The 14621-nt window shown below is 63.0% G+C and carries 15 protein-coding genes, 1 tRNA gene and 1 riboswitch; of the genes, 6 read left to right on the top strand and 10 right to left on the bottom strand.

Annotated elements, in window-relative coordinates; translation table 11 throughout:
- Positions 1 to 327 precede the first annotated feature (327 nt).
- The gene (locus M728_RS00785; RefSeq protein ID WP_026619692.1) at positions 328 to 1323 is read left to right on the top strand and encodes an Hsp33 family molecular chaperone; all 996 of its coding nucleotides are present in this window, start codon (positions 328 to 330) and stop codon (positions 1321 to 1323) included.
- A gap of 195 nt (positions 1324 to 1518) precedes the next feature.
- Here M728_RS00785 and apaG read toward each other — a convergent pair whose 3' ends face one another.
- The gene (gene apaG / locus M728_RS00790; RefSeq protein WP_026613335.1) at positions 1519 to 1911 is read right to left on the bottom strand and encodes a Co2+/Mg2+ efflux protein ApaG; all 393 of its coding nucleotides are present in this window, start codon (positions 1909 to 1911) and stop codon (positions 1519 to 1521) included.
- Positions 1912 to 2022: 111 nt separating this feature from the next.
- Here apaG and M728_RS00795 point away from each other — a divergent pair, with 111 nt between their 5' ends.
- A complete protein-coding gene (locus tag M728_RS00795; RefSeq protein WP_026621990.1) occupies positions 2023 to 2637 on the top strand; it encodes a CDP-alcohol phosphatidyltransferase family protein in 615 nt (204 codons plus the stop codon).
- A gap of 54 nt (positions 2638 to 2691) precedes the next feature.
- On the opposite strand, the gene M728_RS00800 is transcribed toward M728_RS00795, so the two are convergent.
- Positions 2692 to 3876 carry an O-succinylhomoserine sulfhydrylase gene (locus M728_RS00800; protein WP_026621991.1) on the bottom strand — a complete coding sequence of 395 codons (1185 nt, stop codon included), beginning with the start codon at positions 3874 to 3876 and terminating at the stop codon, positions 2692 to 2694.
- A 44-nt stretch (positions 3877 to 3920) separates the two neighbouring features.
- Positions 3921 to 3999, bottom strand: a riboswitch (SAM riboswitch).
- A gap of 75 nt (positions 4000 to 4074) precedes the next feature.
- On the opposite strand from M728_RS00800, the gene M728_RS00805 reads away from it, so the two are divergent.
- The 3 genes from M728_RS00805 (at position 4075) to M728_RS00815 (ending at position 6290) form a co-directional block, all read left to right on the top strand.
- Positions 4075 to 5172 carry a 2'-deoxycytidine 5'-triphosphate deaminase gene (locus M728_RS00805; protein ID WP_026613332.1) on the top strand — a complete coding sequence of 366 codons (1098 nt, stop codon included), beginning with the start codon at positions 4075 to 4077 and terminating at the stop codon, positions 5170 to 5172.
- A gap of 49 nt (positions 5173 to 5221) precedes the next feature.
- A tRNA-Gly gene (locus M728_RS00810) sits at positions 5222 to 5296 on the top strand.
- A gap of 142 nt (positions 5297 to 5438) precedes the next feature.
- Positions 5439 to 6290 carry a transporter substrate-binding domain-containing protein gene (locus M728_RS00815; RefSeq protein ID WP_026621992.1) on the top strand — a complete coding sequence of 284 codons (852 nt, stop codon included), beginning with the start codon at positions 5439 to 5441 and terminating at the stop codon, positions 6288 to 6290.
- Positions 6291 to 6426: 136 nt separating this feature from the next.
- Here M728_RS00815 and M728_RS00820 read toward each other — a convergent pair whose 3' ends face one another.
- The 5 genes from M728_RS00820 to M728_RS00840 form a co-directional block, all read right to left on the bottom strand.
- Entirely contained in the window at positions 6427 to 7236 is an 810-nt protein-coding gene (locus tag M728_RS00820) for a sterol desaturase family protein (protein ID WP_034884097.1), read from the bottom strand.
- 33 nt (positions 7237 to 7269) lie between these two features.
- Positions 7270 to 7683, bottom strand: coding sequence for a tellurite resistance TerB family protein (locus M728_RS00825; protein ID WP_026621994.1), 414 nt, complete (start codon positions 7681 to 7683; stop codon positions 7270 to 7272).
- A 49-nt stretch (positions 7684 to 7732) separates the two neighbouring features.
- Positions 7733 to 8575: a thermonuclease family protein gene (locus M728_RS00830; RefSeq protein ID WP_026621995.1), complete on the bottom strand. Its 843-nt coding sequence runs from the start codon at positions 8573 to 8575 to the stop codon at positions 7733 to 7735.
- Between the two features lie 12 nt (positions 8576 to 8587).
- Complete coding sequence (locus M728_RS00835) at positions 8588 to 9253, bottom strand: helix-turn-helix transcriptional regulator (RefSeq protein WP_026621996.1); 666 nt, start codon at positions 9251 to 9253, stop codon at positions 8588 to 8590.
- Between the two features lie 202 nt (positions 9254 to 9455).
- Positions 9456 to 9971, bottom strand: a complete 516-nt coding sequence (locus M728_RS00840) for a helix-turn-helix domain-containing protein (RefSeq protein WP_026621997.1) — start codon at positions 9969 to 9971, stop codon at positions 9456 to 9458.
- Positions 9972 to 10177: 206 nt separating this feature from the next.
- Between M728_RS00840 and M728_RS00845 the strand changes: the two genes are divergently transcribed.
- Positions 10178 to 10651, top strand: a complete 474-nt coding sequence (locus M728_RS00845; protein ID WP_026621998.1) for an SRPBCC family protein — start codon at positions 10178 to 10180, stop codon at positions 10649 to 10651.
- A 48-nt stretch (positions 10652 to 10699) separates the two neighbouring features.
- Here the strand turns inward: M728_RS00845 and M728_RS00850 are convergent, their stop codons facing one another.
- The 3 genes from M728_RS00850 to M728_RS00860 form a co-directional block, all read right to left on the bottom strand.
- Entirely contained in the window at positions 10700 to 10996 is a 297-nt protein-coding gene (locus M728_RS00850) for a hypothetical protein (protein WP_026621999.1), read from the bottom strand.
- Between the two features lie 119 nt (positions 10997 to 11115).
- Positions 11116 to 13329 (bottom strand): FAD-dependent oxidoreductase, encoded by a 2214-nt coding sequence (locus M728_RS00855; protein WP_026622000.1) that lies wholly within the window; start codon positions 13327 to 13329, stop codon positions 11116 to 11118.
- 22 nt (positions 13330 to 13351) lie between these two features.
- Entirely contained in the window at positions 13352 to 14560 is a 1209-nt protein-coding gene (locus M728_RS00860) for an acetyl-CoA C-acetyltransferase (protein WP_026622001.1), read from the bottom strand.
- Between the last annotated feature and the right edge of the window lie 61 nt (positions 14561 to 14621).

Below are 14621 nucleotides of genomic sequence, written 5' to 3' on the forward strand. Positions count from 1 at the left end.
CATCTGCGGCGCCTGGTGGCGAAGCAACGCGCATTGCTGCTGGACAAATGTGTTCGCGGCGGGATCAAATGCAATTGCGGGTGGTTATAGCGGGCGCACTGGCGTGAAGCGGCCGTTGTCCGTTGCATAATTTCTTTAATTGGAATCGATTAAAGATGAAATTATGCAGCACTTCCAAGAGCGATCTTTGCGCGTCCGAATGGACGTGCTGGCGCCATAGAACGGGACAGGTCGGATTTCCGCCTGCATCCGTTTATCAGCTGATTGCTAAGATCACGATTTAGGATTGGGTCAACCTGAGAGGATGATCCAGGCAAGGAGTAAGCGATGACAGAGACTGGGCCGGGCCTTGGCGAGTTCGATTTTGCCGGTGACGACCATGTCGTGCCCTTCCAGGTCGAAGGGCTCGACGTGCGCGGCCGTGCGGTCCAGCTCGGCCCGATGCTCGACGCGATCCTCGAACGGCACAATTACCCGCTTCCGGTGGCACGGCTCGTCGCCGAGACAGTGGTGCTGACGGTGCTGCTCGGCACGTCGCTGAAGTTCGAAGGCAAGCTGATCGTCCAGACGCAAGGGGACGGCCCGGTCGATCTCGTGGTGGCGGATTTTTCGACGCCGGACCGGGTCCGTGCCTATGCCCGCTATAACGAAGAGGCACTGGCCGCCGCGGAGAAGGGCGGGCGCACGCAGCCCCACGAACTGTTGGGCAATGGCATTCTTGCCTTCACCATCGATCAGGGCGCACACACGCAGCGCTACCAGGGCATCGTCGCGCTTGACGGCGCAACGCTCGAGGAGATCGCCGGTGTTTATTTCCGGCAGTCGGAGCAGATTCCGACAAAGGTGCGCCTTGCCGTCGCGGAACTTCTCGACCGGGACGAGGACGGCAAGCCGCGGCATCGCTGGCGCGCCGGCGGCATGGTCGCACAGTTCCTGCCCGATGCTCCCCATCGCATGCGGCAACCGGACCTGCCGGGCGGCGACGGCGACGAAGGCGACAGCGAGGGCCTCTTCGAAGAGGACGATCTCTGGGCGGAAGCCAAGGTGATGGTCGAGACGATCGACACCGATGAGCTCACCGACCCGATGGTCGGAACCGAACGCTTGCTGTACCGGCTGTTCCACGAACGGGGCGTGCGCGTCTATCAGCCCCAAGCGGTCTATGATCGCTGCAGTTGCTCGCGCGAGAAAATCCGCAAAGTCCTGGAAGGACTAAGCGACGAGGACATCGAGGGCAGCATCGAGGATGGCCTGATCAAGGTTACCTGCGAATTCTGCTCGACGACTTATCGCTTCGAGGCAAGCGAGGTGCGGTCGCAATAAGGCGCGCTGGACGCGCGTTACAGCGCCGTGCGTCTTTTCAGACGCACAAAGGACGCTGTAGCACTTTGAATTGCTGCATGTTTTTGTCCTTAAATCGGGTACGATTTAAGGAAACATGCAGTAGCGCGGAATGAGCCTATGTTTGTTGTGCATGCCGTTGTCCCAAAACCGCTGCACGCCTTTGGGCGACATGCATTAATTGAGGGTGCGGACAAGGCCCGGCGAATCGAGCGAGAAGGCGGGGATGGCCACGTTGAAGGTCTCCCCGTCCTCGGCCTCCATGCTGTAGTGGCCGAACATCACGCCGGACGGCGTATCCAAGGGGCAGCCTGAGGAATATTCATAGGTGTCGCCGGGGTTCAGCAGCGGCTGTTCGCCAATTACGCCGGGGCCGCTCACCTCGTCCACCTGCCCGTTCTCATCGGTGATGTGCCAGTAGCGGGTCATCAGTCGAACCGCCATCTCGGAATGGTTCGATATGACGATGCGGTAACCCCAGACATAGCGACTATCGTCGGGATCCGACTGTTCTTCCAGGTAGTACGGCTCGACCGTCACTTCGATGTCGCGAGTCAGTGCGCGGTACATGTGCAACACCCTGTTCCAAATTCGTACGGGTATTCTACAGCAATATGGTTTCGTCAAGAATAACGGCAAGATTACGCGAGTCGCGTTCGATTTTGGCTGGGGGCCGGTGACATGTTTGACGGCGCGGTGCGCAAGCGTCTCGATCCGATACTGAACAGGATCGGTGCAGCACTTGCGGAGCGCGGCGCAAGCGCCGACGCCATCACGATTCTGGGTTTCGTCCTCGGCCTTGCGGCCGCCGTCCTCATTGCCGAGCGGGTCTATTCTTGGGCGGCCGTTCTGATCCTCGTCAGCCGGCTGTGCGACGGCCTTGACGGGGCGGTCGCTCGTGCGAGCGGCAAGACGGACTTCGGCGGCTTTCTCGACATCGTGCTCGACTTCGCCTTCTACGGCGCCATTCCACTCGCCTTCATCGTCGCCGATCCGGAGGCCAATGGCCTTGCCGGCGGGCTGTTGCTCTTCGCCTTCTACGTAAACGGCGCGAGCTTTCTCGCCTATGCCGTCATGGCCGAGAAGCGCGCGATGACGACTGATGCGCGTGGTGCGAAGTCGCTTTATTTCACCACCGGGCTTGCCGAGGCGACCGAAACCATCGCCGTCTTCCTGGCCTCGTGCGTCTTTCCCGGCTGGTTCCCGGCGCTGGCTTCGATCTTCGCCATCATCTGCCTCTATACGGCCCTGTCGCGGATCGTCCTGGCGCGCCTCACCTTCCGCAATCCAAAATAAAAACGCCCGCTGCGGAACAGCGGGCGAGTTCGATGTCCTGATGCGTGCCGCGCGTCAGGCCTTCACGTTCTTCAGTGCCCGCGCGAAGTCCTCGACGAGGTCTTCGCTGTCCTCGATCCCGGCCGAGAAGCGGACCGTTCCAGCGGAAATGCCGAGTTCGGCACGGGCCTCGTCGGTCAAGTTCTTGTGCGTCGTGGTCGCCGGATGCGTGATGAGGCTCTTGGAATCGCCGAGGTTGTTGGATATCCGCACGATTTCGAGCGCGTTCTGCAGGGCGAAGGCCGCTTCCTTGCCGCCCTTGAGCTCGAAGGCGACGAGCGTCGAGCCGCCGCTCATCTGTTTCGCTATGATCTCGGCCTGCGGATGGTCCTTGCGCCCCGGATAGATGACGCGGACGACCTGCGGCTGTTCGGCGAGGAAATCGGCGACGCGGCGGGCGCTTTCGGTCTGCTGCTTGACGCGCAGCGGCAGCGTCTCGATGCCTTTGAGCAGCGTCCAGGCGTTGAACGGCGACATGGCAGGGCCGGTGTGTCGGAAATAGTCGTGAAGGTTCTCGTCGATCCACTGCTTGTCGGAAAGCACCACGCCGCCGAGGCAACGGCCCTGGCCGTCGATATGCTTCGTGGCCGAATACACGACCACATGGGCGCCGAGCTCGAGCGGCTTCTGGAAGAGGGGGGTGGCGAAGACGTTATCGACCACCAGCTTGGCGCCGATCTGGTCGGCGAGCCTGGCGACGCCGGCGATATCGATGACTTCCAGCGTCGGGTTGGTCGGGCTTTCGAGGAAGAAGACCTTGGTGTTCGGGCGCACCGCCTTTTCCCAATTGGCGAGGTCGCGGCCGTCAACCAGCGTGCATTCGACACCGTATTTCGGCGCGAGCGTTTCGACGACCCAGCGGCAGGAGCCGAAGAGCGCGCGGGCGGCAACGATGTGGTCGCCGGCCTTCACCTGGCACAGGATCGCCGCAGAGACGGCGGCCATGCCGGAAGCGGTGGCGCGTGCATCTTCCGCGCCTTCGAGCATGCACATGCGCTTCTCGAACATGTCGTTGGTCGGGCTGCCGTAACGCGCATAAATGAAGCCGTCGGTCTCGCCCTTGAAACGGGCCTCGGCCGCTTCGGAGCTGTCGTATACGAAGCCTTGCGTCAGGAAGATCGCTTCGGAGGTCTCTCCGTATTGTGAACGGAGAGTGCCGCCATGGACGAGTTGGGTTGCCGGGCGCCAGTTCTTGCTCATGCGACGATCACTTTCAAAAAACAAAAAAACCGGCCGCGAAACGACCGGTTTGACACCCGGCCTTTTTAGCTACTTGTTTAACGTGGCTGCAAGCCGACCGGCCAAATCACCACGGGATAAAGCTCCAATACTGCCTAGCCGTGCTTGCGTCAATTCCCGGAGTTTGGTTTTGTCTGGCAGGTTGAGAAGAGGATCGGAATGGGCCGCGAAACAGGGATTTTGGCCGACCGCGCGATCGCCGCGCTGTTTGCCTCGGGACGCTTGAAAAGCGAGAGGCCGCTGGATGACGACCAGATCCAGCCGGCGAGCCTCGATCTTCGCCTCGGATCCAAGGCGTTCCGCGTGCGCGCAAGCTTCATGCCTGGCCCCGCTCACCTCGTTGCGGACAAGCTCGACCGCCTGAAGCTGCACGTCATCGATCTTCATGACGGCGCGGTGCTCGAAACCGGCTGTGTCTACATCGTGCCGCTGATGGAGAGCCTTGCACTGCCGCAGAACATGTCGGCTTCCGCCAATCCGAAGAGCTCGACCGGCCGCCTCGACATTTTCACGCGCATCATTACCGACAGGGCTCAGGAGTTCGACAAGATTCCCGCGGGCTATAGCGGGCCTCTTTACCTTGAAATCAGCCCGCGGACGTTCCCGATCGTGGTGCGGCGCGGTTCGCGCCTGTCGCAGATCCGTTTCCGCGTCGGCCACGCGGTGCTGTCCGAGCAGGAACTGCTGGGGCTGCACGAAAGCGACGTGCTCGTCGCCAGCGAAAGACCGAACGTCACCGGCGGCGGCATCGCGCTCTCGATCGACCTCAAGGGCACCGGGCCGGATGGGCTCATCGGCTATCGCGGGAAGCATCACACCTCGGTGGTCGATGTCGACAAGAAGGCGGAGCATCCGGTCTTCGACTTCTGGGAGCCGCTCTATAGCCGGGGCCGCGACGATCTGATCCTCGATCCCGACGAGTTCTATATTCTCGTCTCCCGCGAGGCGGTGCATGTGCCTCCGCTCTATGCCGCAGAAATGACGCCCTTCGATCCTCTGGTCGGCGAATTCCGCGTCCACTATGCCGGCTTCTTCGATCCCGGTTTCGGTCACGCCTCGGCCGGCGGCAGCGGCAGCCGTGCCGTGCTGGAGGTGCGCAGCCACGAGGTGCCGTTCATCCTGGAGCATGGCCAGATCGTCGGCCGCCTCGTCTATGAACATATGATGGAGCGGCCGGACGGGCTCTACGGCCTCGATCTCGGCTCCAACTATCAGGCCCAGGGCCTGAAGCTCTCCAAGCATTTTCGCGCCGAGTGAGATGAACGCTTGACAGATCGCGGCCGTTGAGGAAATTTCCGCTTCTGTTGCGGGTGTAGTTCAGTGGTAGAACGCCAGCTTCCCAAGCTTGATGTCGTCGGTTCGATCCCGATCACCCGCTCCACTTTCTCTCTTCTCCCGATCGAGAATGATACAGCCCCGTTTTGACGGCCCTGTAGCCAGCACCGAGACATCTCGCTAATCTCCGCGAAAAGCCAATCGAATCCGCGTCTTCCTTCCCCGCGGTTTTAAGAAAACGGATCGCAATGACGGGCGCTCTTTCTCGACGAATTCGCTGGATACTCGCTCTCTCGGCCGTGCTCGCTGCGGGACCGGCTCTCTCTCAGCCGAAGGAACTGCCCCGGCTGTTCGACGCCCGGGAGCGGATTGCCAAGCCCGACCTGACGGGGCTCGCCCGGCTTCGCTTCCTGACCACGGTCGATTTCCCGCCCTTCAACTTCATCGACCAGTCGGGCAAGCTTTCTGGCTTCCATGTCGACCTCGCCCGCGAGATATGCCGAGAGCTCGAGATCGAGCCCAAATGTCAGATTCAGGCGGTTACCTATGCGGAGCTCATGCCGGCGCTCGATGAAGGGCAGGGCGACGCGATCGCCGCGGGCATCGCGGTCACGGCGGAACTCAGGCAGCGCTTCGCCTTCTCCCGACCCTTCATGCCACTGCCCGCCCGTTTCGTCGTCAACACCAAGGCCGCAGGCACCGTCGCAAGCCCTGCTGATCTGGAGAAAAAGCCCGTCGGCGTCGTGTCCGGCACGACGCACGAGGCCATGCTGAAAGCCTTCTTCCCCAAGCTTGAAGCCAGGCCTTTCCCCGACCGCAACGCGCTCATGTCCGCCTTGCGGGAGGGGAGCATTGCGGCAGCCTTTTCCGACGGCATGCAGCTTTCTTTCTGGGTCTCGGGCAGCGTCGGCGCGGGATGCTGCGCTCTCGTGGACGGCGCCTATTTCTCGCAGCGTTTTCTCGGCGAAGGGCTCACCATCATGAACCGCAACACCGAGCCCGCCCTGACTCAGGCGATCGACCACGCCCTGCTGGCGCTCTCCCGCAGCGGCAGGCTGGAGGAGATCTACCTGCGCTATTTCCCGAACGGGATTTATTGAGCGAGGGAAATTGCCCCTCACCCTAACCCTCGCCCCGCAAGCGGGGCGAGGGAACTGGAGGGCGCAGCGAGTCCCTTCTCCCCCGTCAAAACAGGGAGAAGGTGCCGGCAGGCGGATGAGGGGCAGACGCGACGGCCTACCCACGCCGGAACGGCAGCATCAGCGACCATAGGAGCTTCGTCGGTTCGACGCGGCCATAGGCCTTGAGCCCCGTTTCTATCGCATCGCTGCCACGAGCCGGTTCGGCGATGTAGGTCGAGAACAGCCGGTCCCAGATGGAAAAGTTGAAGCCGTAGTTCGAATCCGTCTCAGACCTTTCGACCGAGTGATGGATGCGATGCATGTCCGGCGTCACGATGAGCTGGCGCAAGACCCTGTCGGCGCTTTCCGGCAGCCGTAGATTGGCGTGATTGAACATCGCCCCGGCATTAAGTGCGATTTCGAACAGAAGCACGGCGAACGCGGGTGCGCCGATCACGATGATGACCACACTCTTCCAGACCATCGACAGCAGGATTTCGACGGGGTGGAAGCGAAGGGCCGTGGTGACGTCTACGCCCGGATCAGCGTGGTGGACGCGGTGGATGCGCCACAGGAAGGGTATCTTGTGGAACAGCACGTGCTCCAACCAGATGGCGAAATCGAGCAGGAGGAAGGCGATGAGGCCGGCAAGCGGCGGCGCCACGCCGAGGGCCCGAAGGACGCCAAGTCCGCGCGCGCCGGCCCAGATGGCAACGCCGACGGCCGCGGCCGGGAAGACGATTCGCAAGAGAAGTGAGGAGACGAGAACGATCGATAGGTTGGTGAACCAGCGGCGCGCTTTCACTGCCCGCATCAGTTCCGGCCGCTCGAGCCGAGGATGGAGAAGCTCGAGCACAGCCAGCACCGCGAATGCCGCGGCAAAGGCGCTAAGCCGCCACACTGGTTCCGCGATGCCGAAGAACATGCGTCAATCCTCGATGCGCGTCGCCCCGTCGTCCTACTTGCGGAAACGCGCGATGGCGCCGCGCTCGATCGCGGCGCAGGTCAGCTTGTCAAGGCCGAGCCGGTCGCGCAGCAACTGCAACAGCCGGATTTCCTCGTTGCGGATGCGCTGGTCGGCGGCGGCGATCTCGACGGCAAGCGCGTAAGCCGTTTCATAGAGTCGCTGCGGCAACGCCTCGCGGACCATTTCCAGGACGACGTCGAGGCCCTCCGGAGCGGCGAGCTGTGCCGCGCATTCATGGCCGATGTGGATCAGATGGTCCTCATCGAACTCCTCGAAGGCCGGCAGAAACCGGACGAGCACGCCGATCCGCGCGAATTCGTCGTCGGTCATGTTGCGGTCGACGGCCGACATCATGACCATGACATGGACAAGAGCTTCGTGCTGGCTGAGGCTGGTGGCGGACATCTGACTTCTCGAAAAATGGTAGCGAACAGTTAGGGAATCCGCTGCGGGCTTACAAGTCCGGCGCGGCGTCGTCCAGGACTGCGCCTGCGGAGGGATTATCGACGGTGAGGGGTACGCGGCTCAAATCGCGCGGATCGTCACCGTGAAAGCCGAGTCTCGCTTTGCGCGCCGCTTCAGCCTTCGCTTCAAGGGCGCTGCCGGGCAGCGGCATCGCCCAGCCGTTGGCGACCAGCCATCCGGCAATGTCCTGGCCCCCGACGGAGCAGCGGGCCGTGACGGTCCCGCCGGACTCTTCCGGAGCGTCGCAGAAGAGCGCCCGCGCTCTCAGAAAATTGCGAAACGCCGTGCGTGCGACCATGCCGCAGGGCCAGCTCTTGCCATTGCCGTCGCACATCTTTTCGGCGTTTTGCGGCTCGATATCCTTGATCTGCAACGTCTTGTCGTCGGACCGAACGAGTCCTGCGGCCAGCGCGACGGGCCGCCGGTAGATGGTCGTAGCGGGCTTTTCCTCTCCCGGCGGTTTCGAAAGCGGTGGCCGCGGCGCCACCCGCTCCAGCGGCTTCGCCACACCGTCCTCGGGCAGGGTGAACAAGCCGGGCTCTATCGGCCGCACCGCGACGCGCGAGCTCTTGCCGATCTCGGCGTCCGGCGCGGGGGCAGGGGAAGCCGCTTCGTTACCGGCGCCGCCGTCGACATCCGTGACGGCGTCGGCAGGAGCCTCCTCCTGCAGCGGCGGTTCCTCGATCGTTGCCGCCTCCGGCGTTTCCAGGACGAATTCGGGCGTCGCCATGTTCTCGCCGTTGCGGATGGCATCGGCGCCGCTCATCAAGATGCCGGCGTACAGGGCAAGGGCGGCGAGCCCGCCCGCGGTGGTGATGAGCTGCTGCCGCATCGGAGGATTATCCTATTGGCTGGCCCAGATGATCCGGGCGATCCATTCCACGTCTTTCATCTCGAAATTGCGGTTGGGGTGGTCGGGGTTGAGCGACAGGAGCTCGATGCCGCGGGGCGTCTGCCGGGAGAGCACCTTCGCCATCACCTCGCCCTCGCGCGTCTTGACGACGACGCGATCGCCCCGGCGGACCTGCGCGCCCGGGTCGACGATCAGGACGTCGCCGTCGCGATAAAGCGGCAGCATGCTGTCGCCCTGAACCTCGATGGCGTAGACGCCGGCCTGGCGCTGCGGGGCGACCGGAAATTCGATCTCGTCCCAGCCATGGCCGACCGGAAAGCCGCCGTCGTCGAAGAACCCGCCGGCACCGGCCTGGGCGAAACCGATCAGCGGAATGCCCGGCGTCGGCCGGTTGGACTCCGCCGGCAAGCCGTTGCTGCCGCCGGCGCCGGGCTGCATCAGCGCCATGAACTGATCGATCGTCGCGCCGGTCGCCTCCAATATCTTCGAAATCGACTCGGTCGACGGCCAGCGGGCGCGGCCATCGGCGGATTGGCGCTTCGACCTGTTGAAGGAGGTGGGGTCGAGGCCGGCGCGGCGCGCAAGCCCCGACGGCGAGAGCCGATGACGCTCGGCCAACGCATCGATCGCGCGCCAGATGCTGTCATGTGAAAGCATATCGACCCCATCCCCGGAAAGGGAGACACCTGCGGGCGGCGGAGGACCATTCCGCGTCTCGTCGTCAATCCAGCGTAGATTAGCCAAGCGGCGGGCGACCGTAAAGCATGGCGAGGAAAATAGTCCTCTTTCCCACCGCCGGCTTTGAACGCACGGCCCGCAGCTTCACCCATCGTGGGCATCGCTCTCGGCTTCCGGCTGATCAGGCGAGCTGCCGTTCCTTCGCTCTGCGGGCCACCACTTCCTCATAGGCCGCTTGCAAGGTCTCGCGCACGGATGGGCCCTCGGGTGCTGCCGGCGCGGCGCCGAGATGTTCCGTGCGCAGTTCGTCCATAAAACGCTCCCAAAGGGCAGGGCCGCCTTCCTCCATCAGTTGAGCGCGGATGCTGAGCTCTTCGCTGGCCGGCAGATAGCGCCGGCCCCAGGCGCCGAGATGCGCCATGATCGGCACGAGCGCGATCGCCATCTCAGTCAGGCTATAGATCGCCTTTTGCTTGTGGCTCGGGTCGTCGCGCTTCGTCAGCATGCCGATGTCCACCAGCGTCTTCAGCCGGTCGGCGAGGATGTTGGAGGAAATCCCCTCCTGCGAGCGCAGGAGCTCGCGGAAGTGCCGTTTGCCTCCGAAGATCATGTCGCGGAGGATCAGGAGGCTCCATCTGTCGCCGAAGACTTCGAGCGAGAGATTGATGGGGCAACCCGAGCGGTGGTCGTCAGTCATTCCGGTCTCTGAAGCGAGAGCGGGATGCGGACACAATACCCGCTTTTCTGCTTTCCCGCTGCAAAACTGCTTGCATTATTGCATCAGTGATATTAAGGTGCAACTGATTTTGAAATGCAAGCAGTTTGATTGCCGTCGAAGATGCCAAACGCGACGGAGGGCGTTCCGAAAGGGGCCGCTCTATCAATCACCGAGGAGGAGATGACATGACCAAAGCATCGGTCGAGCACGCAAGCTTCACAATCGAGCGCGTCTTCAAGGCGTCGCCCGCGCGGGTCTTCCAAGCCTTTGCCGATCCCGCCGCGCATGATCGCTGGTTCGTCAACGCGGACAATTGGCCGGTGGCGGAATATAGCCACGACTTCCGCGTCGGCGGGCGCGAAAGCGGCCGCTTCAGCCAGGACAGCAAGACTATCTATTTCAACGAGACGGTCTATTTGGACATCGTCGAGGACCGGCGGATCGTCTCGGCCTACACGATGGCAAAGGACGACCGGCGGATTTCCGCCTCCATTGCCACGGTCGACCTTATCGCGGAAGGCACCGGCACGCGCTTCGTCTTCACTGAGCAGGCCGCCTTCCTGGATGGCCTCGACAAGGTCGAATATCGCCGCGACGGCTGGGAGCAATTGATCGGCGCTCTCGCCGCCGAGCTTGGCGAAAAGTCCGAAGCGGCCTGAGGAGCAGGCGGGCCGCTGAGGCGCCGTTACCTCAAAGGAAATGCGGCGTCAGCTCTTGTGCAGCCGAAGCGGGCGCGTCTTCTCCCGAATGATCGTGCCCTTCGCCTCGAGGTCGAGCTGCACTGTCTTCGACCACCAGGAAACGCCCGCCCCGGCTGGAAACCGTTCCTCCGGCAGGTGAGCGAGAATCCGCTGGCGGATTTCGGCGAGCGTCAAGCCGGGCACGTCCGACGGAATGACCGCGAGCAGGGCGGTCTTCATCGCCGCGTACTTGTCTGCATCGACCGAATAGGTCTTGCCGGGACGGATGACGTTCCCGACGGTAATCTTGCTGGACTTCGACATGGCGGCTCCTCCCTTCTTTGCGTCCGAAGGACGATCGAGAGAGCCTCGGGCCGACAAGGGCGGAGAAAGGGCCGCACCATCGGCACGGCCCTCGGACGTTCGTCGGATTGGCAGGCGGCCTACGCCGCCTTCTGCGCTTCGCCGTATGGGTCAAACCGCCCGTAGAAGGTCTCGCCCTTTTCCGCCATCTCCTTCAAGAGCGGCGTCGGCTTGAAGTGATGGCCGTAGTCTTCGGCAAGCTTCTCGCAGAGCTCCACGAAGGCTTTCGCACCCATGCCGTCGATGTAGGATAGCGTGCCGCCGGTGTAGGGCGCGAAGCCGAATCCGAGGATGGACCCGACGTCCGCCTCGCGCGGGTCGGTGACGATGCCTTCCTCTATGGTGCGGGCCGCTTCGAGCGCGATCGTCACGAGGAAGCGCTGCTTCAGCACCTCGACGTCGATCTTCTCTGGATCCTTCTGCGGATAGAGCTCCTTGAGGCCTGGCCAGAGATATTTCTTGGCCGGCTTTGCCGGATACTCGTAGAAGCCCTTGCCGTTCTTGCGGCCGCGGCGGTCGAGTTCGTCGACCATCTTGTTCACCAGCGCCATGTGCTTCGGATCGACGGCCTTTTCTCCGAGGTCGGCAATCGTCGCCTTCAAGATCTTCTGGCTGAGATCGATCGCCACTTCATCGTTTAGCGACAGCGGCCCGACCGGCATGCCGGCCATCTTGGCGGCGTTCTCGATCATCGCCGGCGGCACGCCTTCGATCAGCATGTCGTAGGCTTCGTGGATGTAGCGGAAGACGCAGCGGTTGACGTAGAAGCCGCGCGTGTCATTGACGACGATCGGCGTCTTCTTGATCGCGGCGACGTAGTCGAGCGCCGTGGCGATGGCGCGGTCGCCGGTCTCCTTGCCGAGGATCACTTCCGTCAGCATCATCTTCTCGACCGGCGAGAAGAAATGGACGCCGATGAACTGGTCCGGGCGCTTTGAATTTTTGGCAAGCCCGGTGATCGGCAGCGTCGAGGTGTTCGAGGCGAAGATCGCATCTTCGGCGATCACCGCTTCCACCTTCTCGATCACGTCTTTCTTCACCTGCCGGTCCTCGAAGACGGCCTCGACGACGAGTCCGGCGTCCTTGAGGTCGTTATAGTCCGCCGAGGGCGTGATGCGGGAAAGCAGCGTCTCGCCTTCTTCCTTGGTCAGACGGCCCTTGCCGATCGAATCCTTCACCAGTCCCTCCGAATGCGCCTTGCCCTTCTCGGCGGCTTCCATGTCGCGGTCGATGAGGGTGACCGGAATGCCTGCTGCGGCCGTCACATAGGCGATCGAGGCGCCCATGAAGCCGGCGCCGACGACGCCGACCTTTTTGAGCTCCGTTTTCGGCACGCCGGCCGGGCGGCGCGCGCCCTTGCCGAGTTCCTGCATCGAGATGAACAGCGAGCGGATCATCGAGAAGGCTTCGGTCGTCTGCAATATCTCGGTGAAATAGCGCTGCTCGATCTTGAGCCCCGTGTCGAAGGGCACCTGAAGGCCCTCATAGACGCATTTCAGGATGGCGATCGCACCCGGATAGTTGCCGAAGGTCTCGCGGCGGAGGATCGCGGAAGCCGCCGGCCAGAGCTGCGCCGATGCCGGCGTCCATATGCCGCCGCCCGGAAGCTTGAAGCCCTTCTCATCCCAGGGCTGGACCGGCTTGAGGCCGTTCTTGATCATAGCCTTGGCGGCCTCGACCAGCTTTTCGGGATCGACGACCTCATGCACGAGGCCCATCGCCTTGGCACGCGCGGCCGTCAGCGACGAACCGGTCGTCATCATCTGAAGCGCGTCCTGCGTATTGATGAGCCGCGGCACGCGTTGGGTGCCGCCGGCGCCCGGGAAGATGCCGACCTTTACCTCGGGGAGTGCGATCTTCACCGATTTCGCATTGGAGGCGACGCGGCCATGGCAGGCGAGCGACAGTTCGAAGGCGCCGCCCATGCAGGTGCCGTTGATCGCCGAAACCCAGGGTTTGCCGCAGGTTTCGAGCTTGCGGAAGAGCCCGCTCAGGCGGCCGACGAGGTCGAAGAGTTTCCTAGCGGCGTTGGCCGGATCCTTGGACTTCTCTTCCGCCTGGAAGGTGAACATCGACTTGATCATCGAAAGGTCGGCGCCGCCAGAGAAGGACGATTTCCCGGATGTGATGACCACGCCCTTGACGGCCGGGTCCGCGGTCGTCTGATCGACGATCGCGTTGAGCTCCTCCATCACCTCCCGGGTGATGACGTTCATCGACTTGTCGGGCATGTCCCAGGTGACAAGCGCGATGCCGTCGGCGTCGGTTTCGATCTTGAAGTTCGTGTAAGACATATTCTCTCTCCCCGGGATCGGATCAGACGCGTTCGATGATCGTAGCCGTGCCCATGCCGGCGCCGATGCAGAGCGTCACCAGAGCGGTGTTCAAATCGCGACGCTCGAGTTCGTCGAGCACGGTGCCGAGGATCATCGCGCCGGTCGCGCCGAGCGGATGGCCCATGGCGATCGCGCCGCCATTGACGTTGGTCTGGTCGTGCGGAATGTCGAAGGCCTGCATGTAGCGAAGAACGACGGCGGCAAAGGCCTCGTTGAGCTCGAAAAGGTCGATGTCCGAAAGCTTCATATCGGCGCGCTTCAGCAGCTTTTCAGTGACGTCGACCGGGCCGGTCAGCATCAGCGCCGGATCGGATCCGATATTGGCGAAGGCGCGGATGCGGGCGCGGGGCTTCAGCCCCATGGCTTCGCCGCCGGCCCTGGAGCCGAGCAGGACCGCAGCGGCGCCGTCGACAATGCCGGAGGAATTGCCGGCATGATGCACATAGTTGACCCGCTCGATTTCCGGATGCGCCTGGATGGCGACGGCCTCGAAGCCGCCCATCTCGCCGGGCATCTGGAAGGAGGGATTGAGCGAAGCGAGCGCCTGCATGTCGGTGCCGGGGCGCATATGCTCGTCGCGGTCGAGGATCGTCAGGCCGTTCTGGTCCTTGACCGGCACGACCGATTTCTCGAAGTAGCCTTTCTCCCAGGCATTGGCTGCGCGCTTCTGACTTTCGACCGCATAGGCATCGACGTCATCGCGGGAGAAGCCGTATTTCGTTGCGATCAGATCGGCGGAGACGCCCTGCGGCATGAAATAGGCTGGAAGGTTGACGGAAGGATCCATGAACCAGGCGCCGCCGGACATGCCGAGGCCGACGCGCGACATCGACTCCACGCCGCCGGCGATCACGATGTCGTCCGCTCCTTGCGCGATCTTCGCGGCGCCGAAATTGACGGCATCGAGGCCGGATGCGCAAAAGCGCGAGATCTGCATGCCCGGCGCGCGCGTCGAATAGCCGGCTTCGAAGGCTGCCGCCTTCGGGATCACCGCGCCCGCGTCCATGACCGGATCGACGCAGCCCATGATGATGTCGTCGACGGTCGACGTGTCGAGCCCATTGCGGTCGCGCACGGCCTCCAGCACCTTGGCTGCAAGGCGAACGGAGGGCACCTCGTGCAGCGCGCCGTCCTTCTTGCCACGGCCGCGCGGCGTGCGCACGTGGTCGTAAACGAAGACTTTCGTCATCTCTTGCTCTCCCTTTCGGCGGCACTCCCTTGGGCCGCGCAATTACCATATGGAGCAGAAT

Origin of the sequence: Ensifer sp. WSM1721 (assembly GCF_000513895.2) — a bacterium.
Classification (GTDB): Bacteria; Pseudomonadota; Alphaproteobacteria; order Rhizobiales; family Rhizobiaceae; genus Sinorhizobium.